Here is a 25,350-nt window from a genome sequence, read left to right as displayed (position 1 = left end):
TCTATTCGTTAATTAAATTGTTTCCTGATAATTCTGCTGAAGGAATTGGTAAAGTCATTTCGTTTTCAACATCTTCAAAAATAAAATCTCTGTTATTTTCTGAACTATAGAATGTAACTGCCGCGTTATGATGATCTATTTGTTCTTGAAACCGACCTAAACCTCTTCGTCTCATATCAAACCATTCATGACCTTCTCCATTTAATTCGTACTCACGCTCTTTCATGATACGTTCGCGAAACACTTCTTTAGAAGGTATACTTGTAGCATCCCAGTCTGCAGGTTCTTGAGTAGTTCCAGATTCAGTTGTTCTTGCTCTTTGTAGTACTTGATTAACAAAAGCATAGGCACTTGAAGGCCCGTTAATTTCATTTTCAACTTCAGCACGCATCAATAAAATATCTGCATAGCGCATTAGAATAATGTTATTAAAAGTATTGGTACCGTTATAAGTTAAATCTTTGTATTTTTTTAAATGCGCATAAGCATTATTCCCTCTGTTAACTCTTGGGAACAGATTTACATTTCTATTATTATTTGTTCTTGTGTATGAATTGAATATATAAGTTTCATCAATTCTAGGATCTGCTACATTTGTATCTAAATTAATAATATCTCTACCAGAACCAGCTGATATAAAATCTACACCAGAATAATCCTCACCAGAATATTGAATGATATGATCGTTAAACATTTCTTTATTCGGTCTTATTCTTCCAAATGTGTTTGTGTTTTCTGCTACTATTGGATGTCCTGCAAGAACTACATCACGAATAATATCATTATCTCTTGAAGCACCTGTTGCACCATATTGAAGCTCAAAAATAGATTCTGAAGTATTTCTGCTTCCAATGCCTTCTTCCCATAAATCTCCAAAAGTGGTTGTTAATGCATAACCACCATTATTAATAACTTCATCTAGTTCACCTCTTGCCTCTTCCCAAAAATTGGTAATATCTGCTACTGTAATTTCAGATTCTGTTACAGCATTAAAATTTTCAGGTTGTTCTGTGGCATCATTAGCGCCAGCTAGAGTAATATAAACTTTTGCTAAGTAGGCATTAGCTGCATATTTAATTGGACGTCCATCAAGATATTCCCCTCTGTTAGGTAATAAGTCTAACGCTTTTTTTAAATCTGAAATAACAAGATTGTAGATTGCTTCTTTGCTACTTTTAGCAATATTAATATCATCTACGGTTGCTGGTGCAGTTCTTAAAGGCACCTCTCCAAACATACGTACTAAATCAAAATAGACTAAAGCTCTTATAAAGTAAGCTTGACCTAAAGTGGTGTCTTTGTTGTCTAAGTCTCTATCCTTAACATAAAGAATAACAGTGTTAACTTGATTTACGGTTTGATACATACCACGCCATAATCTATCTAAATTAAGGTTATTATTTGAGATGCTTAATTGATTAGCGTCAGCATTTGCGTTTTGTTTAGACTGATATTTTCCAGAATGAGGCCAAAGCAATAGTCTCATTCTTGCACCATAATAATCATACCCTTGTAATTGTGAGTACATACCATTTACTGCTTGTTCTGTTCCTTCTTCATCGGCAAAAAGTTGATCTGCAGATAAATCGTTTTCAGGAATATCCTCTAATTGTTGCTCACAATTAAAGAAGCACATCACAATTATAGAGAAAATTAGAAAGCTGATTCTTGTATTTTTCATGTGTTTGTTTTTTGATATTATAAGTGCTGATTTTATGTTTTTCTTCAAGCCCATAATTTAAAAGGTAATGTTTACACCAAATGCGTAAGTTCTTTGATTTGGGAAAGAGCCCCAATCTACACCTGACCTTAATGGATCGTAAGCAAAACTGCTAACTTCTGGATCAAAACCAGTATAATCTGTAAGTAACCATAAATTTTGTCCAGATAGTGTAAATTTCAAACTGTCAATAGTTTTACTTTTTAATGGCACATTATAGCCTAAAGTTACATAGCTTAATCTTAAAAAGCTTCCATCTTCAACAGCTCTATCATTAAATTCTGTGGTATAAATTGTAGAACCATCAACACCAACAAATGGATAATTCCCATCTGGATTTGTAACAGCATTGAAGGCATCATAATAGGCTTCAGAACGTACGTTTCTAGGTGTTGTATTAGCATATCCAGATTCTAATATATTACCATTAGCAAGATCATTACCATACACGCCATTGAATAAAATACTTAACGAAAGATTTTTGTATTCAAATGATGAACCAAAACCAAACGTATAATCTGGATTTGGATTTCCAATAATGGTTTTATCGTTTTCATCAATTTCGCCATCATTATTTTGGTCTACAAATTGGACATCACCTACCTGTAAATCTTGCCCTTTGTATGTTAAAGGATCTCCTGTTGGTGTATCTTTTAATGCGCTTTCTGTTCTGATTATTCCGTTGGTTTCATAACCATAGAATAAAGCAGCTTGTTCGCCTTCAATAAAAATATTTGCTGGTTGTTTAAAGAAAGTTCCTCCAGCAATTTGTGTACCCTCAAAAGCCACAATATTTCCTAAAGCACCAAATGGTTTGGCGTCTAAACCTAAACTTGTTATTTTATTTCTATTAAAAGAAATATTGGCAAAAACATTCCAATTTGTTTTTTCATTTCTTATAACATCTGCATTTAAACTAATTTCTAAACCTCTATTTTCAATACCACCTTGATTAGCAGTTATAAAATTGAAACCTGCACTAGGTCCTAAAGGAACGTTTAATAACAAATCAGAACTTTTTTTCTGGTAAACATCTATTGTTCCATTAATTCTATCATCAAAGAAACCAAAATCTATTCCAGCGTTGTATTGTTTTGATGTTTCCCATTTTAATTCTTCGTTTGCAAGATTCAGTGGAATTATAGGTATTAGCGTTCCATTTCCTTCTGAATCAGCTAAACTTCCATCAGTTCTGTTAAATAACGATAGGAATCTGTAAGATGCTATATTTTGATTACCTACCTCGCCATAACCTGTTCTCAGTTTTAAATTAGAAATTGTTTTTTGATTCTTTAAAAAAGGTTCTTCTATGACTTTCCAAGCAAAAGAAAATGCTGGAAAATACCCCCATTGATTACCTTTTGGAAATCTGCTACTACCATCTGCTCTAAAAGTTCCCGTAAATAAATATTTATCAAATAGTGTATAGTTAACACGACCAATAAATGATAATATAGTTGGAGATTCACTACCTAAAATAGTAGCTGTTCTGTTAAGACCTGTATCTATTCCATCTGCTCTTAATGATAAATCAGGGAAATCACTTGCAGAATAACGAGATGTTTCAATATCTGTTTTATCAATTAAAAAACCAGCTGTGGCGTTAATTCTATTATTTTTATTAAACCGTTTATTATACATAATGGTGTTATCAATATTGTATCTAAACCTGTCTAGTGTACTTACTCCCGCAAGTCCGTTGGGATCTCTACCTTTTCGTAAGCCAGTGCCAAACCAAAATGTACGTTCTTTTTTTCTGTAATCACCACCAAAAAGTAGTCGGTATTTTAATGTTTTTGATATTTTATATTGAAGATCAAAAGATGCTAATAAACGAGTTTCTGTAGCGTCATCATCATATTCTTGCGTCCATGCTCTTGGGCCATCAAGTGTTTCGTCTACGTCTTCTGCATCGTTATTATTTAAAGCAAAATCCAAAATTGGAGCAGCCAATATCACTTGGCGCACCATACTATTATTTGCGCCACCATTTTCATCAGGACCTTTAGAGGCTTGTAAATCTGTAAAGGTTGCTGCTGCTTTAGCTCTTATACTAAATTTGTCATTGAATTGATGTTTTATATTGGCATTAATATCAAATGCTTCTGCTAATGCATTCGGAAATGTACCTTGGTTTCTTGTCATCCCTCCAGAAACATAATAATTTGTATTATCTCCAGCGCCGCTAACTGATAATCTATTTTTAACTACATACGATTTTCTGTAGGTGTCATCAGCCCAATTAATTCCTTCTACCAATGTAGGGTCATCTGTTGTTGTAAATACTTGTCCATTTGGAGATATAGAATAAGGTTCTACCTGACCAAGAGATAACTTAGCCTCGTTTTGATAGTTTGCAAACCCTTCAACATCTAATACATCAATATTTCTTACTACATGGCCAGTTGATGTTGTACTAGTAAAATTAAATTTAGCATTTCCTTTTTTTCCTTTTTTTGTAGTAATTATAACAACACCATTTGCTGCACGAGACCCATAAATGGCAGTTGCTGAGGCGTCTTTTAAAATTTCTATACTTTGAATGTCTTGCGGATTTACACCAGTTAAACCTGCTTGTTGAGATATGTAACCTCCCAAAGGATCTTGTGTGTCTTCTGTAGCAGAGTCTATGATAATACCATCTACTACATATAATGGCTCAGAATTATTAGTTAAACTACTTAGTCCTCTAATTCTTACTGAAATGGATGCTCCTGGTTCAGCACCATTAGCAATAACTTGAACACCAGCAGATCTACCTCTAATAACATCTTCAATACCTTTTGATTGTTCTGCAATAACCTCGGTTGGTTTTATTGATGTAACTGCTCCTGTTAAATCTTTCTTTTTAACTTCTCCATATCCAATAACAACTACTTCGTCTAAACTTTGTTGGTCTCCTTCAAGGGTCACTGTAATATTTTGCTGAGATGTTATTATTATTTCTTGAGTAACATATCCCAAATAACTTATTATTAATGTACTTGGAGTGTTATTTAAATTAATAGTGAATTTACCATCAAAATCTGAGACCGCTCCAGTACTTGTACCTTTAACTAGTACTGATGCTCCGGGCAAAGGTAAACTGTTGTCATCAGTAATTATTCCTTTTACAGTTTGTTGAGCCAAAAGTGTTATTGGTAACATAAAAAGAATTAGACAGAAATATTTTCTCATAATAGTTTAAATTAGTTTATGCTAAATTACTCTATCAACTCTTTTTTAAGGTCTAAAAAAGCATCACAAAAGGTTTGTTTATTGTCAAAACACTATAAAAACTAATGGTTAGAGCGTGTTTTGTTTAAAAAATAATAATTTCTAAATATTATTTTTAAGGCTTTCTAAAAAACCACTAGGCGTCATTTTATAGAATTTTTTGAATGATGTACTAAAGTATTTAGGATTTGAAAACCCAGAACGATAAGCGACTTCTTTGATGCTATATTCACCTTCAATAAGTAATTTTTTAGAATATTTTAATTTAGTGTGAATAATAAAATCTTGAGGCGATAAATCCACTAAGTTTTTAAGTTTCATATAAAGTGAAGTTCTACTCATGCTAAAACTACCTGATAAATCATGAACAGAGAATGATTCGTTTTCTATATTATTTATAACAGTATCTTCAAGGTTTTTTAGAAACTCTTGATCGTTTTTGTTTCTAAAGAGCGATGCATTATCAGCATCATTATCATGAACATATTTTTCACGAAGCTTTTTTTGCCACTTTAATGTGTTAACCATTTTAGCAAGTAGAAACTTAATATCTACAGGTTTTTCAATATATTCAGAAATACCGGTTTCTATACTCTCTAGTTTTTGATCAGAGTTTTGTAAAACGGTTAGCATAAACACAGGAATATGATTCAGGTTTATATCATCTTTTATTTGTTTAGACATTTCCATACCATCCATTTCTGGCATAATGAGATCTGTTAATATCAAGTCAGGAAATATTTGCGATGCAGTTTCTAAGCCTTCTTTACCATTACTGGCTTCAAATATTTGAAAATAAACACCAAGCGTATTTACAAGTATACCACGTAGCTCATCATTATCTTCAACAATTAATATTTTACTGTCACTAAATGTGTCTATTTCAGACTGATCCTCGGTTTCAGTATTTAAGTGGTTAATTGTATTTTCTTTTAATTGTATTTTTTTGTTATACTCATATTTTAAATTCTTTAAAAGAATAGAAAACGTTGTACCTTTATTTTCTTCACTTACAAAATCAATTGACCCTCCTGTTTTTTCTAAAAGTTTTTTAACCATCATAAGCCCTAAACCAGTTCCTGGACGTTGACTATTAATAGCGTTTCTAGCTCTGTAATAGCGTTTTAGAATGAATTTTTGCTGGTCTTTAGGAATACCTAAACCATCATCAATAATTTCTATTTTTAAATCACTTTTGTTTGTTTTTTCAGCATTGATAATTATTGTGCCATTTTCAAAAGAATACTTTATAGCATTTGAGATGAGGTTTAGAAGAATTTTATCGAAAACATCCTTATCGAAATAGAATTCACCATTATTCCAATTATTATTTAGGTTAATTTCTAAATTTCGCTCTTTAGTTAAGGGTTCAAAATTAATGATGCGTCTCTTTAAATGATGGTCTATGTCTATTTTAGAGATATCCATAGATTGGTTATCCTCCGATGTTACTTTTTGAAAATTAAGCATTTGCTCAAAAAGTGAGTTTATACGTTTTACTGTAGTTTTTATTCTCTTCTTCGAACTTTCTCCAGTATCAGTATTTTCGGTTACGTTGTCTAGTGATGAAATTAAAATAGTAAGCGGTGTTTTAATTTCATGAGTAATATTGTTGAAAAAGTCTATTTGCTCATCTGCATTCTTTTTCTTTATAATAACACTTGTGAAATGTATTATTGAAGCAATTATACCAAGTAATAATAAAGCATAAACAATATAGGCTAGGTTAGTGGCCCACCAGGGCGATAAGATTACTATATTTAATTGTCTTTCATCTCCAGCTATAGTATATTTATTAAACGCTTTTACTTTTAAAGTGTAATTTCCAGGACTCAAATTTGTATAAGTAGCAAAATTTGTTCTACTTGGATTAGACCATTCTTTATCAAAACCATCAAGTTTATATGCATATTTAACTTTTGAGGATTCACTATGTAAAACACCAGTAAAGACAATTTCTATAGAATTTTCATTGTGTTTTAAAGAAATAGATTCAGTTTCATTTATATGTTTATTCAAAATGCCTTTGCCAGGAGTTATTAATTTGTTGAATAATTTAAAGGCATTAAAAACTAACTTTGGTTTGTAGCTTTCACCCTTAATATTGAAAGGATTAAATAGTGTAACCCCATTAACGCCTCCAAATGCTAATAAACTATCATTAAGTTTCTTGTAACTTCCATAATTAAATTCTGTACTTGCTAATCCATCTCTCCAATCATACACATTAATAACCGTATCTTTTTTAGAGGTTAGGATGTGCGCTAACCCCTTTGTTGTACTTGCCCAAATGTTGGAATCTGAAGTTGGTATGATACCCTGAACAATATCTGATGGCATTCCAGACTTTACTTTTAACTTTCTGATAGATTTATTTTTAGAATTGTAAAAGACAATACCCTCACCATTTGTTCCTAAAATAAAATCATTGTTTTTAGTCTCATAAATACTGTTTATGGTAGAGTAAGCAAGCCTATTTTTGTTAGGTTTTAAAGCCTCAATTAATTTAAATCCTTTAGTAAGCGGGTTTATTTTATAAACGCCATATCTTCCTGTAACTAAAATATCACCTTTACGGGTTTCTTTTATAGATTTTAATTGTTGGATTGGATAAGTGTCAATTTTGTTCACTTTATCAATTACTGCTAAGTCTCCCTCTATACCACCAACCCAAATGTTTTCTTTTGAATCTTTATAAATAGCATATATTTTTTTTATAAGATTTTTATTTTTTGAGTTGTAATGAACACTCTTAAGCGAATTTATATTCATTTTAAAAAGACCATTATTATAAGTCCCGATCCACATAAATTGATCATCGGGTTCTAAAGCTAATACAATGTCTTCGTTATTTGTATTGCCTTTTGAAAGGCTAGTAACATGCTTCCATGAATTATTTGATTTATTCCATATACTAACTCCTTTTTTTGTTCCAAACCATAAATTACCATTACTGTCTTTAGCAATAGATCTTGTGAAATTTGAGACTAAGCTATTTTTATCATTAAAGCGATGCTGTATTTTCTGAAAGGGTAAGCGGTTATAATCTAAATAATTAATACCGCCACCGTAAGTTGCTACCCATAAAATATTTTCTTTTCCAAGTAAAATATCATAAACACCGTTGCTTGATAAGGCGTTAGGGTTATTTGTGTCTTCTTTAAAGTGGTTTAAGGTTGAAAAATTATTATCAACTAAATAAAGTCCATTACCATCTGTAGCAATGTAGATACCATTGTTTTTATTTTTGAAAGCACCTTTTATAGGATGCGTTAAATTGGTGTCTAGATAAATAGGTAAAACTCGATTAGTATTTGGGATAAACTTAAAGAGTTTGCCTGCTTTTGTACCAAAAACGATATAATCCTCGATTTGAGATATTAGAGTAATATTATTTATTTTATTATCAATTGTTTTTTCTTGAAAAACGTTAGTATCTCTATCATATATAAATACACCATTTGTGGTGCCTAAAATGATTTGATTTTGATAAGCTTTTAAATTCTGTATATTATGATTACTAATAATCCTAACAAGTTCTTTTGATTTAGAATTTACATCATATTTCCATAATCCATTAAATCCTCCAATCCATATATTACCTTGGTTGTCTTCATTTATCGTAGCTACCAATGAGGGATTGATATCTAAATTACTTTTAACCATTTTGAAGACATCTAAATTAGCATCATAAAGACAAACCCCTTTTTCAGAACCAATCCAAATATTTTGTTTTGAATCTATAAATATTTCTGTAGTACGGTTACTGAATAGCTCAGGCAAACCATTATAAGTATTATAAATCTTGTAAAATTTAGAATTATGCTTTAAGACACCTTCTTCAGAAGCAACCCATAAGTTTCCAACATTGTCTTGAGCCACGGCATAGGTTATACTCTGTGTTGAAACGTTTGAACCTTTTAATTGTTGAAACTCAATATCACTTTGTGAAAAGGTGAGTTTACAAAAGGTTATAACAATAATTAAAAATGGAAAGATTTTTAATTTCAATATAGATTTTTTAATAAATTAATTTGAAATATACTAAATTAAAAGGTTTTGTGAATTTTGTATTTCTTCTAAAGTTAATACATTTTTAGATTTTAAAATAATTTAATTCTGTTTGATATAAACTAGCTATTTGTTGCAATAGTAGAAAAAAAACTAATAAAAATATATTTTATGATGTTAGGTTGACGATTATTGACAATAATGAAACCTGAGACCTCTATTTACAAGTTAGTTTTACAAAATCAAAAAACTAATCTGTCTCTCATTTACAACTAATTTAAAATACAAATTATGAATAAAAAAACATTTTTATTATTAATAACAGCAGTATCTGCATTAGGAGGATTATTATTTGGTTATGATACAGGTGTTATTAATGGCGCCCAATTTTATTTAAGTAAACATTTTGATTTGGATTCTGCAATGAAAGGCTGGGTAGTAGGAAGTGCTTTATTAGGCTGTTTAGTTGGCGCCATAGTAGCTGGACCTCTAAGTATAAGGTTTGGTAGAAAACACTCATTAATAATTTCAGCTATATTATTTTCAATGTCTGCCTATGGTTCTGGATTACCATCCATTTTTCCTGAGTCTGTTTCATTATTAGTTGTATTTAGGATTATTGGAGGTTTAGGTATTGGTATAGCTTCAATGAATGCACCTATGTACATAGCAGAAATTGCACCAAGTGATATACGAGGAAAAATGGTAACTTATTACCAACTTGCTATAGTCATTGGTTTTTTTGTAGTGTTTTTGGCTACCTATTTTATTGGAAACAATTTAACTGAAGCAGAAAACATAGAATTTGGTTGGAAACAGATGTTTTGGTCAGAATTAATTCCAAGCTGCTTATTCTTAATACTACTATTTTTAGTACCAAAAAGCCCGCGATGGTTAGCTCTTAAAGGAAAAGATGATGAAGCATTAGCAATATTAACCAAGATTCATGGTGCAGATCAAGCAAATAAAGAAATAGAAGACATTAAAAACTCTCTTAAAACGCGGGATAGTCATATTAAAGTAAATTATTTTTCAAAAATAATACTTGGCATTATAGTTATAGGAACTGCACTATCAGTTTTGCAACAATTTACTGGAATAAACGCAGTACTATATTATGGCGCCGATATTTTTGAAAAAGCACTAGGTTTCGGTAAAGATGACATTTTAGCACAACAAATATTGTTAGCATTTATTAACCTTATATTCACTTTTGTAGCTATGTTCACGGTTGATAAATTTGGAAGAAAACCATTAATATATATTGGTTCTATTGGTATGATAGTTGGGTTTTTATTATTAGGGATTACGCTTCAACAACAATCTGTAGGCTTTTTATCCTTATTAGGAGTTTTAATTTTCATAGCGTCATTTGCACTTTCTATGGGTCCAGTTGTTTGGGTTTTACTTTCAGAAATGTTTCCCAATAAAATACGTAGTGTAGCCATGTCTGTAGCTGTAGCTGCACAATGGGCAGCAAATTATGTGGTATCACAATCTTTTCCAGTAGTTATGGATAGTGAAGTTAATAATAGTGCAACTTGGAATGGTTCTTTACCTTATTTTGTATTTATTGTATTTATTGTAATTATCATGTTTGTGACATACAAATTCATTCCTGAAACGAAGGGGAAATCACTTGAAGAAATTGAAGGATTCTGGAAAGAATAGTTTTATTGAGTTGTTCTTGCTATTTTTAATAAAGGAGCTAAAGATTTTATTTATTTTACCACAAAAAATTTTCTATTATTATTTATGGTAAACAGTAAATTAATATTAGAAATCAAAAGTGTTAGTACTAATTTAAAATATAATTCTAAAAACAATTTAAAATGTTAATCTCATCAATACTTATATAATTTGTATCTTTATACTAACAAAGACAATTAAATTTTGTTTTTAAAGAGTTCTTTTTGATTTTAGTGTGCAAATCGGTGAACACAAATTAATAAACGATAATAACAGTAGTGAATATAGGTGGTTATGAGAATTTAATTAATCCTGCCACCCCGACGAAGAGCACCTTTCAATAATTTGAAAGGTGCTTTTTTATTAAAAAGACTATAGAGTCTTTATTCCAAGCGTATATAGTTCTCTGCAAATAAAGGGTGTCCTAAACTATCTATTTGTATTTGACTAAATTTTTCCTTTTCCAAATTATAATGAAATACAAATTTTGGATTCATAGCTATAAATTTGCTCATTTCCACTGAACCATATTGTAATGTTTCAGTTAGTAAACTGTCGGTTAGTTTATAGCTTCCAAAACCAAACCATTCTGATGAATCAGCAGAAATATTTCTACACCACATAACCTTAGAAGGTGTAAAAATTTTAATGTGTTTGTTGGTTTCAGAAGAAGCAAAACTATCTTTAATTTTGCCATTTTCATCATAATTGTAAAAACTCGTTCGTTCCCATACGCCTAAAATTGAAAGTTTATTTTCAAAAGAGTTTTGTTTATCTAATTCTAAAGTGTTTTTATTTACATCATTGCAGGAAATAAAAAGAGTGAATAATATACCTATTAAAAGAATGCTTTTTCTCATAACTTCTGGTTTTGGTTGACTTATAACAAGTTACGAAAAAAATCAATATAAATTGAGGAATTATAGTTTTTGAGTATCTAACTATAGTTAAGTGTTAATAACTTAAGTGTAAGGATTCAGTCAAAAATTCTACTTTTGTAAAAGTTAAAATTTATAGAAACTATGTCTGAAAATATAGAAAAAGTAAAATGTCTTATTATTGGTTCTGGTCCAGCTGGTTATACAGCAGCTATTTATGCAGCTAGAGCTAATATGAAACCAGTTTTATATCAAGGAACACAACCTGGTGGGCAATTAACAACAACCAATGAGGTAGAGAATTTTCCTGGTTATCCTGATGGTGTAACTGGACCAGAGATGATGATGCAGTTACAAGCTCAAGCGCAACGATTTGAAACAGATGTTCGTGATGGTTGGATAACAAAAGTAGATTTCTCTGGAGATATACATAAAGTATGGGTTAATGATGTGAAAGAAATTCATGCAGATACCATTATTATTTCAACAGGAGCATCAGCAAAATATTTAGGTTTAGATTCAGAACAGAAATATTTAAAATTAGGTGGAGGTGTTTCTGCTTGTGCCGTTTGTGATGGGTTCTTTTATAGAAACCAAGAAGTAGTAATTGTAGGTGCAGGAGATTCGGCTTGTGAAGAGGCTCATTATTTGTCAAAACTTTGTAAAAAAGTAACCATGTTGGTTAGAAGAGATGAGTTTAGGGCATCTAAAATAATGGCTGCAAGAGTTAAAAATACTGAGAACATTGAAATTCTGTTCAATACAGAAACTGATGAGGTTTTAGGAGATGGACAAGTAGTTACAGGGGTTAGAGTTTTTAACAATCTGACCAATGAAAAGCATGAAATTCCATCTACAGGATTTTTTGTAGCGATTGGACATAAACCTAATACTGATATCTTCAAAGACTACTTAAATTTAGATGAAACAGGTTATATAATAAATGTCCCAGGTTCTTCTAAAACAAATGTTGAGGGAGTTTTTGTATCTGGTGATGCAGCTGATCATGTGTACAGACAAGCAGTAACTGCTGCAGGTACAGGATGTATGGCTGCCTTGGATGCTGAACGCTATTTAGCTGCAAAAGATGCAACATTTGAAGTTTCAACGTCTAATTACAATTAAGTAAAAAATTACTTTAAAAAGCCAGAGCTAATAGCTTTGGTTTTTTTCGATTTTTGTAGTTATGCAAAATAATGTTTTCTTTGAAAACTATTTAAACGGGATGTGGCGCAGTCCGGTTAGCGTACACGGCTGGGGGTCGTGTGGTCGCAGGTTCAAATCCTGTCATCCCGACTAAATAATAATTTTAGGTTTACGTAGGAAGTTTACTTTCTTAAGTAAATTTGAAATTACTATTTACAATAAGAGTTTATTAGGATTTTCTAAATCCTGTCATCCCAACAAAAACACACTTTAGTTTACTTAACTTTTTTCTGAAGTTTTGTAGTGTCAGTAAGCTTGTTTATAGTGATTTTTGGATTACCATAAAGATAAATAGCACTAGTCCCAGTGGCATCAATACTAATATCATCTAAAACTTCAAGGTATGCGTCACCACTTATTTCGCAAAGTACCTCACAGGTATTAATAGTAAAATTTTTTCCGTTGAATTGAGTGTTGTTATCCAAATCTAGCTTTGCTGTATTTGTGATGCCCTCAATATTCGCATTGGCCCGCTGATAAAGTGTTGCAGAAACATCAGTAGTATTAATTAAAGCTTCAAGTTTACTATTTCCGCTCATATTTATAGAACAATTTTCACTTGTTAAGTTTAATTTTACTTTTGATTTATCATCACCTTTAAAATCAAAATCATTAGATTTTATGGTTAATCCCACTTTTGATGATCCTCTGGTTTCTAATGAACCATTTTCCAAATCCATAGTAGCTAGTGATAATATTTCAGAATTGTCAGAGGTTTCAATATGTTTTAACGCATCATCATAAGTAACCTTAATATTCAATCTTTTTTTAGAAGTAATTTTAATTCTTTTATTAAAAGTAAGAACACTATCAATAACTTGAAACTCAATAAACTCATGCAAATTTTCGTCAGTTTCAACCTCAACAGAAGGGTTTATGTCATATATGATTTCAATTTCAAAATCTTCATCTAAAGCTATAGTATGATAAGATTCAATATTTGTTTGTTGTATAGTAACATTTCTATTGCCCTTAATTTTTTCTGAACTTTGTGCGTTACAAAGCGAGAAAGATAATAAACCAAAAAAAAGGAATGCTAGGGATTTTTTCATTTTTGAAATAGATTAATTGCTTAAATGTTATTAATTAGACACATAGAAGCCTAATTAGTCACTAACAAATATAAAACAAAAACCACTCCAAACTTTTTATTAAAGTTTGGAGTGGTTTAAAAATTAGTTGGTTTTTCTATTTGTTTTATTGCTGTCTAATACTCCCAGAAGAGCTGTCGCTTTTATCCACTTTTTCAGGATTTCCGTAATATTTAACATCGCCTCCACTTGTAGCCCTAGCGGTTAATTCTTTTGATGTATTAACCGTTATATCAGCTCCACTTGTTGCTTTTACTTCGCTAGATTCAGCTTTTAAATCTGCTGCTTTAATATCACTTCCGCTAGTAGCTTCTGCAACCAATTTTATGGTTCTCCCAGAGACTTTTAAATCACTTCCGCTTGTAGATTTACAATGCAGAACTGAAGTATTAACATCAAGCTTCATATCGCTTCCACTGGTAGATTTTAAATCCAAGCGTTCAGTATGTATTGTATTGGTTGAATAGACATCACTTCCACTTGTTGAGGTAATACTTGCAATATCTTTAAAGCTTACATTAACTCTTTTTGAGGATGCTCTACCAATATTTTCTTTAGTATGTATTTTTAAAACACCATCTTCAACTTCAGTTAAAATAAGTTCATGTAAATTTGAATCAGCTTTAACAGTAATGCTTTCGCTATCACTTTGTGTTAAATAAACATCTAAACCTTCAGTTGCTTTAATTGATGTGAAAGATTGATTGATGTTTCGGTCTTCAGTAATTACGTCTCCATTTCCTCTAACTCCTGAGTTAAAGTTCATATCGAAATTACACGAAAAAAGCGTTAAGCTTATTACGATAGCAATAATAAATTTGATTAGAGTTGTCATAATTGTTTTGTTTTTTGATGATTAATTTGTTGTTCAAATATCTAAAGTTACATGTGTGTTTAATAAATTAAATATCCGAGTTGTTGTATTTTAATGATGAATTGTTATTCCTCTGACTCTATTTCAACGCCATCAGAATTTATGTTTACTTCTACGTCATCAGATTCAGCTTTAATACCGTTCTCATCTATTTTTATATGCGTGTCATCAGACTTTATTTCTATACCATTATCATTGATTTTTAAATTAGGAGTATCTACCCTTACGTCAAAATCTTCTTCAGGGCAATCTAAACATTCAACATTATCATAAAGAATTTTTAAATAATGATTGGTATCATCTCTAGAAACAATATTACCATCATAAGTTCTGTAGTGTAAGCTGTTTTCTGTACTATTATTAAAATAAGCAATAGAGTTCTCAGGTAAATAGAGAAGAATGTCAACCTTTTGGTCACTAAATTTATTCTCAGGACTCGTAGTTAAATAAGAATTTAAAACTAAGGTATTGCCTATAATTTCAAAATTATAATCTATGTTCTTAGCACGTTCAATAGCTTTTTCATAATTGCTCCCATCTGCACGTTTTCTTATACTCATTTTTGCAACAGAGTCAGTAGTAGACTTAACAATAATATCAATGTCTGATGAATATAAAACTTTATCACCATTTTCGTTATATGCTAGTTTAAATCTATTACGATGATAACGATCTGAATTAAAATTATCACTATTTACCATTTTAATATTAAGTGTATCATTAACTGTAATTGGTAATTCAGTTTTTTCAGTGTAGCTCTCTTCAAAAGCATGCTCGCTAGCTTGTCTTACTCCAACAATAACTAGTGCTATAATAGAAACTAACCACAATCCTAGTAAGGTGAATTTTGCAACATTTCCTATAGATTTAAGATTGTTTATTAGAATTTTAAGTCCTAAATAGAAAATAAAGAAAAACGGAATACCTACTGCAAAAAACGTTAATAATGATACTAACCAAATAGGGGTTTCTCCAGCATTAACAAGTTCAACCATATCCAAACCTGGAATATGTATAATATCTGCTACACCTAGGGAGAATAAACTTATTATTAGTCCTATTAAAGCTGCAGCTCCAGTAATAATTAGAATAACACCAATAAACTTAGCAAACACTTTAAAGAAAAACATAATAACATCGCCTAGTGTATCAAAAAATGTTCTTGATGATGATTTTATGGAGTTACTAGTTTTTTTTACATCCACACTTTTTGCGGCGTTTGAAACTGAATCCGAAACATTTTTTGCAACATCAGTTACAGTTTCGGTTACCGTATCAAATCCATCTTTAATTTTTTTTTCAATGTTGCTAATGTTGACAGGTTCCCCTGTCATCATTAGCTTTTCAGCAGTTGTTTTAGCTTCAGGAACTAACACCCAAAGTAAAATGTATAGTAATATACCTGTACCTGCTCCAAAAATTAAAAGAATCCATGCTAATCGAATCCAAATAGTGTCTATACCAAAATAATGGCCTAATCCAGACGATACACCTCCAATATAAGAGTTGTCTGTATCTCTAAATAATTTTCTAGAAGACGATGATGATGATTTACTGCTTCTGTAAGATGTTTTAGGTTCATCCTCAAAAATTTCGTCATCTACCAAGTAATCTTCAGGTTGCCCCATAATCGAGATCACTTCATCTACTTCTTTAATTCTTATAACTTGCTTATCGTTTTGTACACGCTCGCTAAAAAGTTCGGCAATACGTGCTTCTATATCTGCTATAATTTCAGATCGCCCTTGCGAGTCTGTAAATGAACGTTTTATAGCCTCCAGATAGCGTTGTAATTTTAAGTACGCATCCTCATCTATATGAAAAAATATACCTGCTAAATTTATGTTGACTGTCTTATTCATTTCTTTGTTGTTTTTTGGCTTGTTACTATAGTTACTGCATTGTGTAATTCACTCCAAGTGGTGGCTAATTCCTTTAAAAATAATTTGCCAGTTTCGGTTAAACCGTAGTATTTTCTTGGAGGTCCAGAGGTCGATTCTTCCCATCTGTAATTTAAAAGTCCTGCGTTTTTAAGTCGCGTTAATAAAGGGTAAATGGTGCCCTCAACAACCAGCAACTTCGCGTCTTTTAAGGTACCCAGAATTTCTGCTACATACGCATCGTCATCCTTTAAAACAGATAGTATGCAGAATTCTAAAACCCCTTTACGCATTTGTGCTTTTGTGTTTTCTATCTTCATAGTGTCATTCGTTTAATGTTGTGAAACTGTTCATTTTTTGATTGATTTGATTGATGATTATTTTTTGATGAAATTTGTATTCTAAAATTATAATTTGGGCGTTACCCTAAAGGGTCGGGCTTTCCGTTACAAGTCCTCGCACTTCCTTCGTCAGGCTGTGGGCTATCCACTACAATCCCTAACGCGGGCATATTTGCTAACTAAACGCTTTCTTAAACATAGTGTCATTTTAAAAAATTAATAGTTAACGGATATTTATAAACCTGCCCATCTCTAGCTTTTAAACTCGCAACAACAATTAAGGCTAGTTCAATAATAAAACCAATTACTGCAAAGGCACCTAAAAAGCCACCAATGTAAAGTAGAGGAGAAGGTTTTCCAATATTAATATGGAAACTTTCAAAACCATGAAAATCTATAAAGTCAATACCGTTAAAAATTTTAAAAACAAAAAACGGAATCGTCAAGGTTCCTAAAATTACTGCATATAGAAAAACACTAATCTGAAAATTTATAGCCTGCTTCCCATGGGTATCAATAAACTCCGATTTCTCTTTATTAGCACTCCATAAAATTATTGGCCCAATAAAGTTTCCAAACGGAATAAAGAATCTACTAAAGGTAGATAAATGTATAAATGTTGCGATGTTTTTTTGATGAGTATCTAACATGATTTTTAATGATTGATTAAAACATATAATAGTTTCTTATGCAAATATATGTCTAAAAGAAGGTACTTTGTTACGCATAGTACTAAAAATTAACAAAAATTTAACATTTAGCAATAGCTTTTAATTTCATAACTTAGTGAAAAATTAAAACACATATAATGGCTTTAACACCAGCAAAACTAAATACTTACACCATGTTCAAACTGCCAGTAGCTTTTTTTTGCGGGGTAAGAACAAAGCATATAGATAACGAGAAATGTATTGTAGGTGTTAAATTTAAATGGATAAACCAAAACCCTTTTAAGTCTATGTTTTGGGCAGTACAAGGTATGGCAGCAGAGTTTTCAACAGGTGCATTAATGATCAGTAAGATTCAAGAATCTGGTAAAAGAGTCTCTATGTTAGTCACATCAAACAATGCTACATTTACAAAAAAAGCCACAGGAAAAATAAGATTTACGTGCAATGATGGAAAAGCGATTGATGAAGTACTTAAAAAAGCAATTGAAACAGGAGAAGGACAAACCCTATGGATGCAATCAGTAGGCGTAAATGAAGATGATGTTGTGGTGTCAACATTCAATTTTGAGTGGAGCGTAAAAGTTAAGAGCTAGTTTAAAGTCTCAGTCTCAGTAGTCAATAAGTCTCTTAATTCTTTGCGACTTATTGCCTTTGTGAGAAAATAAATTTAGTCTCAGTTTGGAATTTTAAAAAAACTTGTAACAAAACCCAAAACAAATCAACATATAAACGAATCAACAAAAAACAATAAAAAATGACATCACACGAAATAGATTATCGCATCTACGGCGAAGAAATGCAATACGTAGAAATAGAACTAGACCCACAAGAGGGTGTTGTAGCTGAAGCTGGAAGCTTCATGATGATGGACGATGGGATTAAAATGGAAACCATATTCGGAGATGGTTCTCAAAAAGATACAGGCTTTCTAGGAAAAATTTTAGGCGCAGGAAAACGTATCCTTACTGGAGAAAGTTTATTTATGACTGCTTTTTATAACGACTTAGTGGGCAAACGCAATGTATCATTTGCATCACCTTATCCAGGAAAAATTATTCCAATTGATTTAACAGCGTTTAATGGAAAATTTATTTGTCAAAAAGATGCATTCTTATGTGCAGCAAAAGGGGTTAGTGTTGGTATTGAGTTTTCAAAAAAATTAGGTCGCGGACTTTTTGGAGGCGAAGGTTTTATCATGCAAAAACTAGAAGGTGATGGTATGGCATTTGTACATGCAGGAGGTACCATGGCTAAAAAAGAATTAGCAGCTGGAGAAACTTTAAAAGTTGATACAGGTTGTATTGTAGGTTTTGATCAAACTGTAGATTACGATATCGAGTTTGTTGGTGGTATTAAAAATACTGTATTTGGAGGCGAAGGTTTATTCTTTGCTAAGCTACAAGGTCCAGGAACGGTTTACATCCAATCTTTACCATTTAGCAGGCTTGCAGGAAGAGTATTAGCTAGTGCCCCAAGAGCAGGAAGGAAAAGTAAAGGAGAAGGCAGTATTTTAGGGGGTATTGGAGATTTATTGGATGGAGATAATAGATTTTAATGTGTTAAAGTCCTATTAAAAAGATAGATTTTTACAATTTTTTAGTAAATTTAGAGTTCAATAAACAAACAAGCCTATTCACAAATCTACTATTTAATACAAACCTTAAACCTTAACACTAATATGGCAAGAGCAATGCTAGAGTATACCAAAACTGTACTTAATAAAGTTAGTTTTGACACAACGTTGTTTTGCAAAGAAGTACAAAAGGCACTACAAAGATTACTGCCTTATGAGATTGAAGAGCTTAAAATTTTTATTCATTCTCTTGTACAGCAAAACCCGGAACTAAATCAATGTCTAATTTATTTAAAACCATAAAAAAAAGCGACCCACGGGTCGCTTTTTTAATACACTTTATTTTTTAGGTAGCGGACTTATTATTTTTACATTTTGAAAAGCAATAGCACCTCGTATTATTCCAGAAATAACATCTTGTAAAGCTTCTATAATCTGCATTTTTAATTCACTTTTATGATATATAATACTCACTTCTCTAGCTGGAGAAGGTTCATTAAAGTAATGTAAGTTTGCTTTTTCTTTTTCGTTAATATCTAGAGTGTGCAAATAGGGTAGAAGTGTCATACCTAAACCTTCATTTGATAATTTTATTAAAGTTTCAATACTTCCGCTTTCTAATTGAAACTGATCATCAGAGTGGTTTTTGAATATTTTACATAAATTAATAACACCGTCTCTAAAACAATGCCCATCTTCAAGAAGTAGCATGTCATTTATATCTAAATCTGAAACTTCAATTTTTTTGTTAGAATGTAAGCGGTGTCCTTTAGGTATATAGCTAACAAAAGGCTCAAAATACAGTACGCGTTCTTTGATGCTTTCATCTTCTAAAGGTGTGGCTGCAATAGCAGCATCTAAATGGCCATCTTTAATTCTTGTTATAATTTCTTCAGTAGTAAGCTCTTCAATTTTAAGTTTAACTTTTGGGTGTTTCTTTATAAAATTCTTTAAAAACATAGGCAGTAAGGTTGGCATAACCGTTGGGATTATGCCTAACTTAAACTCACCACCAATAAAGCCTTTTTGCTGGTCTACAATGTCTTGAATTCTATAAGATTCGTTTACAATATTTCTAGCTTGGGTAACTATTTTTTTACCAACTTCAGTAAGTTCAATAGGTTTTTTACTTCTATCAAAAATCTGAACATCAAGTTGGTCTTCAAGCTTTTGAATTTGCATACTCAATGTAGGTTGTGTTACAAAACATTTTTCAGCAGCTTTTGTGAAATTTTGGTTTTCGGCAACTGCCAAAACATAATATAATTGGGTAATAGTCATGTATATCAATTTAGGCTATAAAAATATAAAAACTATCAATAAAATTTATAGATGTAGGCGTTAATTATAAATTAAATTTGTAGTAGTCATAATAGTATTGAATTATAAACCAATAAAAAAATATATAGATGCTGAAAGTTTTGTTAAGTAAAACCGTCTAAAGCATTAGTTTAGTTTGATTAGTTTAAAATTAGTTTTTAAAAAGCGACCTTAAAATGTTTAAGGTCGCTTTTTTATTTTGATGAGATTATTGTTTCAGAGCATCTATCATATAGACTAATTCTGCCTTTTGAGTATATGATGCTTGTTATATAAACTATTATAATAAGTTGTGGAACAATTAAAAGTACCCAAACCCAAATAGGACTTTCTTTATTAGTGGTTTCATAAAAATAGATCCAATGCACGCCAATGTGAGCCAACTCCCAAGGTAAAAATTTTAAAATATTACGTTTTAAGATATTTCCTTTTTTTGCTTCAACACAAATATTCATAACACGTTTTCCAATGGTGCCTTTTTTAGAACTTCGTTCAGTTAATACCGAATAAATAATCACTGGAAGCGTTAAGGTAAAAAAGGCAACTAGCTGGTTTTGTATTGGTTTTGAGCTGGTAAGGCTTAAGTTTAATCCATTTGATAAGCTTTGTGTTATAATAAACAACAGTACTGCATAACTTATAATGATAAGATAATCAATAGAAAAAGCTAGAAACCTTTTTAGTATTAACATGGTTTTTTTAGAATATGATTTTTAAATCTAAATCGTCATCATTTAAATCAAATTTAGCTGATGCAAATTGAGGAGGACCGTACATTTCAGGATTGTTAGACATTCCGTAAGATTCTTTAGGCATACCGTTTTCTTGAAAATCCATTCTTTTATTATCATTTTCATCATGCAATGCCATAATAGCATAACTTCCTGCTTCTACATTTTTAAAAGTTACTGTAATTTTTCCGTCAACAATTTTGCTTTCAGCATTCATAATACCTTGACCTTTCATAAAGGTGTCTTCAGTATGAAGTCCTAAAATAACGCTACCGTTATTATTGGTTATGTTTTCTATAGTTACGGTAATTGTTTTTCCTTTTTCTGCACCTTCTTGAGCGTTACTAAGGTTTACTGATAATACTAGTGCGATGATTAATGTTAATGTCTTCATGATATATGGTTTTATGTGTTAAACAGGTCAAATATCTAACACTAACAGCCATTTTTATAATTGTTGTTACTGAGTTGTGGTTTTTTAATGATGAATTGTTTTTTAGCCAGCTACACACATTTTAATATCGATTTAGTTTATTATTTGACTTTGTAAAAAAAATCTGCTACTTTCGTTTAAGGTCGGATATAAAAACTAAAACGACTTTATATCTGCGAAATATTGTAATACATATAATAAGAAATACCTATGGGAGTTTGGGGACCAGCCATTTATTCAGATGATTTAGCGTGCGATATTAGAGATGATTTCAAAAAATTAATTGGTGACGGGCTTAATTCAGAAGAAGCTACCTCTACACTTGAAAAGGAATACAGAGATTCAATAATTGATAGCGATGAAAATTCAGTATTTTGGTTTGCCTTAGCAGATACACAATGGAAAACAGGAAGACTTATTGGTCGAGTTCTTGAAAAGACTCTTGAAATTATTGATAAGGGATCTGACCTTGAAAGATGGAAAGAAGACACTAAGAATTTGAAGAAAAGAGAGATTGTGATTACAAAACTCAAACAGCAACTTTTAATCAATCAACCTAAGGAAAAAAGAATTGCTAAAGTTTACCGAGAAGATTCAAAATTCAACGTTGGCGATATATTTAGCTATCAAAACAAATTGGAGAACAAAGCCCTATTTAGAGTAATTGGAATTCATCAAGACAAAGGAGGGAGATCCTCAGTTTGTGAGCTTCTTGATTGGTTTGATAAGAGTTTACCTATTAAAAACGGACTTTTTTCAAAAGGAAAAATAGACATAAACAAACTTTCTAAACTAAGATTTAGAACAGTTGACAATTGTAAAACTCAGTTCATGCTGGCGGAAACAGTTGCTAAGTATAAACCAAAAGAAGAATGGTTCGAGTTAATAACAACTAAAAGTAAGTCACAGCAAAACTGTGCGCAGTATTCTTTAGTCTTTTGGAGGAATCTAGATGAACTATTAAGAAATGAATTTGAAAAATGAACGAATTACAACAATGTCTATAAATTATAGCTACCCTGCGGGATAGCTGCGCTTTATACACAAAATCGTTAAACAAACCTCTCAAAAAATAAAATAAACTGTCGATTTAAAAAATTAGCCAGCAAATAAGCCTGCGTTAGGGATTGAACGGCATGTTTGAAATCCCCGACGTAGGAGGGATTGAGTAGTGAAAGCTCGACCCTTTTCGGGTAACGCCCAAAATTATAATAAACCTCTTGCTTTTATTTCAAGATACTTATTTATAGTGTCTATAGTTAAGTTTTCTGGAGTTGTGAGGATGGAGTGGATGCCGTATTTTTTGAGCTCGTTGACGATGAGGCGTTTTTCGAAGGCGAATTTTTCTGCAATGACTTTGTCGTAAACCTGTTCGATGGTTTCTGCTTTGTTGTCGATTAGGCTGTTTAGTTCGGTGTTTTTGAAGAATATAACGACCAATAAATGACTTTTAGAAATGGCTTTTAAATAAGGGAGTTGGCGCTCTAAACCATCTAATGTTTCAAAATTGGTGTACATTAAAATAAGGCTTCGGTGGGTAATGTGCCTTTTGATACTGGCATATAACCTACTGAAATCGCTCTCGAAAAAATCTGTTTTTACGTTGTAAAGCGCTTCTAGAATGAGTTGCATTTGGGAGCTGCGTCTTTCGGCAACAACTACATTTTGAATGCGTTTTGAAAACGATAACATACCTGCTTTATCGTGCTTTTTTAAAACCACATTACTGATAACGAGTGATGCGTTTATGGCGTAATCGAGAAGGCTTAAACCGTTGAAAGGCATTTTCATGATGCGCCCTTTATCGATTATTGAATACACGGGTTGTGATTTTTCGTCTTGAAACTGATTAACCATTAACTGGTTTTTCTTTGCAGTGGCTTTCCAGTTTATAGTACGTAAATCATCACCTAAAACATAGTCTTTTATTTGTTCGAATTCCATGGAATGACCAAGTCTGCGTACTTTTTTGAGGCCGTATTCTAATGAGTTTTGGTTAATGTTTAGTAGCTCAAACTTTTTTAATTGTTTAAAACTCGGGTAGGTGGGTACCATGGCACCATCTTCAAAAGTGAATCGTTTGGCAACAATATTTAATACAGATGATGCGTAAACGTTTAAGCTTCCAAAATAATATTCGCCTCGTTCGGTGGGTTTTAAATCGTATTGAATGGTTTTTGATTTTCGTGATGAAATAACATCTTTTATTTTGAAATCGCGTACTTGAAATTGTTCTGGGATTTCATCAATAATCTCTAAATGAATAGTGAACGGATAATTATTACTAACCTCTAGTTTGATTTGATTTTTATCACCATTTGAAAACTTATCTGGTAAAATTCTAGTGGCTTCTATTTTGTTTTTACCAATGAAAACGATTAGAAAATCTAAAAAGAAAAGCAGTATTAAAACTAAAATTGATAGTTGCGCAATATTGAACAACACAGGAATGAAATAACTTAAAGCAAACAACACTACAATACCAATGCCAGCATAGAAAAATCGGGGTTGGATGTAGAAGTGTTTAAAGAATTTCAAATTTAGTTAAAAGTTAAAAGTTAAAAGTTAAAAGTTAAAAGTTAAAAGTTAAAAGTTAAAAGTAGAACTGAATACTGCGACTGCCACTGAAAACTATCAACGTGGTATTTCAACCGTTTCAATAATTTGTGTAATAATCTGTTTACTAGAAACACCTTCCATTTCTCGTTCTGGCGTTACAATAACTCTGTGGTGTAAAACAGGAATAGCGGCACGTTTAATGTCTTCTGGTGTTACAAAATCTCTTCCGCTCATGGCAGCAAACGCTTTGCTTGATTTTAATATGGCTATTGAGGCTCTTGGTGACGCTCCTAAATATAAAAACTGATTGCTTCGAGTAGCTACAATAATTTGGGCAATATATTTTAGCAAGTGTGCTTCAACTAAAACTTGCGATACTAAATTTTGATATTCAGCAATTTGTTTCGCTGTTAAAAAAGATTCTATTTCATCAGTTTTAAGTTTGTCTTTTAACTCATGTTCTCTGGATAAAATTTCTATTTCTTCTTCTAAATTGGGATAGCCAACATCAATTTTAAACAAGAATCTATCTAATTGGGCTTCTGGTAACCTATAAGTACCTTCCTGCTCTACAGGATTTTGAGTTGCTAAAACCATAAAAGGTGAATCCAGTTTAAACTTATTACCATCAATAGTAATTTGCTGTTCTTCCATAACCTCAAATAAAGCAGCTTGGGTTTTGGCTGGTGCTCTGTTAATCTCGTCTATAAGAATCATGTTTGAGAAAATAGGGCCTTTTTTAAATTCGAATTCAGAGTCTTTAAGATTGAAAACTGAAGTTCCTAAAATATCACTAGGCATTAAATCAGGTGTGAATTGAATTCTGCTAAAATCAACGCTCAACGATTTGGCTAGAAGTTTAGCGGTAATTGTTTTTGCAACTCCAGGAACACCCTCAATGAGTGAATGCCCTTTGGCTAAAAGCGATGCAATAAGCATATCTACCATGTCTTTTTGACCAACAATAACTTTACCAACTTCTGCGCGTATTTTAGTGACGCTTTGTTGAAGCTCAGATAAATCTAGTCTGCTTTTAAACTCTAAATTTTTTGAATCATCTTCTGTTAGAGCACTATCATCAATTGATGATACTACATCTTGTTCTGGTTTTGTTGATTCCGCTTTAGGCGTTTTCTCTTCTTTGTTTTCGTCCATAA

The 25,350-nt window shown here is 31.6% G+C and carries 20 protein-coding genes and 1 tRNA gene; 7 read left to right on the top strand and 14 right to left on the bottom strand.

The features are described from left to right. Window position 1 precedes the first annotated feature (1 nt). From DIS18_RS01605 to DIS18_RS01595, 3 genes are all read right to left on the bottom strand, one after another. The gene (locus tag DIS18_RS01605; protein ID WP_181363968.1) at window positions 2-1,681 is read right to left on the bottom strand and encodes a RagB/SusD family nutrient uptake outer membrane protein; all 1,680 of its coding nucleotides are present in this window, start codon (window positions 1,679-1,681) and stop codon (window positions 2-4) included. Between the two features lie 57 nt (window positions 1,682-1,738). After that, on the bottom strand, window positions 1,739-4,897 hold the full coding sequence (locus DIS18_RS01600; protein ID WP_109351297.1) for a SusC/RagA family TonB-linked outer membrane protein: 3,159 nt from the start codon (window positions 4,895-4,897) through the stop codon (window positions 1,739-1,741). A gap of 141 nt (window positions 4,898-5,038) precedes the next feature. Continuing rightward, window positions 5,039-8,947 carry a hybrid sensor histidine kinase/response regulator transcription factor gene (locus DIS18_RS01595; protein WP_109351296.1) on the bottom strand — a complete coding sequence of 1,303 codons (3,909 nt, stop codon included), beginning with the start codon at window positions 8,945-8,947 and terminating at the stop codon, window positions 5,039-5,041. Between the two features lie 291 nt (window positions 8,948-9,238). Between DIS18_RS01595 and DIS18_RS01590 the strand changes: the two genes are divergently transcribed. Continuing rightward, entirely contained in the window at window positions 9,239-10,618 is a 1,380-nt protein-coding gene (locus tag DIS18_RS01590; RefSeq protein ID WP_109351295.1) for a sugar porter family MFS transporter, read from the top strand. 401 nt (window positions 10,619-11,019) lie between these two features. On the opposite strand, the gene DIS18_RS01585 is transcribed toward DIS18_RS01590, so the two are convergent. Beyond that, a complete protein-coding gene (locus DIS18_RS01585; RefSeq protein WP_109351294.1) occupies window positions 11,020-11,496 on the bottom strand; it encodes a hypothetical protein in 477 nt (158 codons plus the stop codon). Between the two features lie 162 nt (window positions 11,497-11,658). Here DIS18_RS01585 and trxB point away from each other — a divergent pair, with 162 nt between their 5' ends. Next, window positions 11,659-12,639, top strand: a complete 981-nt coding sequence (gene trxB, locus DIS18_RS01580; RefSeq protein WP_109351293.1) for a thioredoxin-disulfide reductase — start codon at window positions 11,659-11,661, stop codon at window positions 12,637-12,639. Between the two features lie 96 nt (window positions 12,640-12,735). Continuing rightward, window positions 12,736-12,810 (top strand) — tRNA-Pro (locus tag DIS18_RS01575). A 125-nt stretch (window positions 12,811-12,935) separates the two neighbouring features. Here DIS18_RS01575 and DIS18_RS01570 read toward each other — a convergent pair. The 5 genes from DIS18_RS01570 to DIS18_RS01550 form a co-directional block, all read right to left on the bottom strand. Further along, the gene (locus DIS18_RS01570; protein WP_109351292.1) at window positions 12,936-13,772 is read right to left on the bottom strand and encodes a GIN domain-containing protein; all 837 of its coding nucleotides are present in this window, start codon (window positions 13,770-13,772) and stop codon (window positions 12,936-12,938) included. A gap of 145 nt (window positions 13,773-13,917) precedes the next feature. Further along, window positions 13,918-14,646, bottom strand: a complete 729-nt coding sequence (locus DIS18_RS01565; RefSeq protein ID WP_109351291.1) for a head GIN domain-containing protein — start codon at window positions 14,644-14,646, stop codon at window positions 13,918-13,920. 104 nt (window positions 14,647-14,750) lie between these two features. Further along, window positions 14,751-16,547 carry a PspC domain-containing protein gene (locus tag DIS18_RS01560; protein WP_109351290.1) on the bottom strand — a complete coding sequence of 599 codons (1,797 nt, stop codon included), beginning with the start codon at window positions 16,545-16,547 and terminating at the stop codon, window positions 14,751-14,753. Further along, window positions 16,544-16,885: a PadR family transcriptional regulator gene (locus DIS18_RS01555; protein WP_109351289.1), complete on the bottom strand. Its 342-nt coding sequence runs from the start codon at window positions 16,883-16,885 to the stop codon at window positions 16,544-16,546. Before DIS18_RS01555 ends, DIS18_RS01560 begins: the two co-directional genes overlap by 4 nt. Window positions 16,886-17,109: 224 nt before the next feature. Then, a complete protein-coding gene (locus DIS18_RS01550) occupies window positions 17,110-17,556 on the bottom strand; it encodes a DUF4870 domain-containing protein (RefSeq protein ID WP_109351288.1) in 447 nt (148 codons plus the stop codon). 158 nt (window positions 17,557-17,714) lie between these two features. Here DIS18_RS01550 and DIS18_RS01545 point away from each other — a divergent pair, with 158 nt between their 5' ends. From DIS18_RS01545 to DIS18_RS01535, 3 genes are all read left to right on the top strand, one after another. After that, entirely contained in the window at window positions 17,715-18,170 is a 456-nt protein-coding gene (locus DIS18_RS01545) for a DUF4442 domain-containing protein (protein WP_109351287.1), read from the top strand. A 161-nt stretch (window positions 18,171-18,331) separates the two neighbouring features. After that, complete coding sequence (locus DIS18_RS01540; protein WP_109351286.1) at window positions 18,332-19,132, top strand: TIGR00266 family protein; 801 nt, start codon at window positions 18,332-18,334, stop codon at window positions 19,130-19,132. 123 nt (window positions 19,133-19,255) lie between these two features. Further along, window positions 19,256-19,453 (top strand): hypothetical protein, encoded by a 198-nt coding sequence (locus DIS18_RS01535; RefSeq protein ID WP_109351285.1) that lies wholly within the window; start codon window positions 19,256-19,258, stop codon window positions 19,451-19,453. Between the two features lie 36 nt (window positions 19,454-19,489). Here the strand turns inward: DIS18_RS01535 and DIS18_RS01530 are convergent, their stop codons facing one another. The 3 genes from DIS18_RS01530 to DIS18_RS01520 all read right to left on the bottom strand — a co-directional run bounded on the left by DIS18_RS01530 (window position 19,490) and on the right by DIS18_RS01520 (window position 21,595). After that, window positions 19,490-20,431 (bottom strand): hydrogen peroxide-inducible genes activator, encoded by a 942-nt coding sequence (locus DIS18_RS01530; RefSeq protein ID WP_109351284.1) that lies wholly within the window; start codon window positions 20,429-20,431, stop codon window positions 19,490-19,492. A gap of 233 nt (window positions 20,432-20,664) precedes the next feature. Next, window positions 20,665-21,162, bottom strand: a complete 498-nt coding sequence (locus DIS18_RS01525; protein WP_109351283.1) for an RDD family protein — start codon at window positions 21,160-21,162, stop codon at window positions 20,665-20,667. A 7-nt stretch (window positions 21,163-21,169) separates the two neighbouring features. Further along, complete coding sequence (locus DIS18_RS01520; RefSeq protein WP_109351282.1) at window positions 21,170-21,595, bottom strand: DUF2141 domain-containing protein; 426 nt, start codon at window positions 21,593-21,595, stop codon at window positions 21,170-21,172. A gap of 249 nt (window positions 21,596-21,844) precedes the next feature. Between DIS18_RS01520 and DIS18_RS01515 the strand changes: the two genes are divergently transcribed. Continuing rightward, window positions 21,845-22,618 (top strand): hypothetical protein, encoded by a 774-nt coding sequence (locus tag DIS18_RS01515; protein WP_109351281.1) that lies wholly within the window; start codon window positions 21,845-21,847, stop codon window positions 22,616-22,618. 222 nt (window positions 22,619-22,840) lie between these two features. On the opposite strand, the gene DIS18_RS01510 is transcribed toward DIS18_RS01515, so the two are convergent. Together DIS18_RS01510 and DIS18_RS01505 are read right to left on the bottom strand one after the other, a co-directional pair. Next, complete coding sequence (locus tag DIS18_RS01510) at window positions 22,841-24,172, bottom strand: DUF58 domain-containing protein (protein WP_109351280.1); 1,332 nt, start codon at window positions 24,170-24,172, stop codon at window positions 22,841-22,843. Window positions 24,173-24,268: 96 nt separating this feature from the next. Beyond that, entirely contained in the window at window positions 24,269-25,348 is a 1,080-nt protein-coding gene (locus DIS18_RS01505) for an AAA family ATPase (RefSeq protein ID WP_245925556.1), read from the bottom strand. Between the last annotated feature and the right edge of the window lie 2 nt (window positions 25,349-25,350).

It is taken from the genome of Algibacter marinivivus (genome assembly GCF_003143755.1).
GTDB classification, from domain to species: domain Bacteria; phylum Bacteroidota; class Bacteroidia; order Flavobacteriales; family Flavobacteriaceae; genus Algibacter_B; species Algibacter_B marinivivus.
Note: the sequence above shows the minus strand (reverse complement) of the source record. Positions and strands in the feature narration are given on the sequence as shown.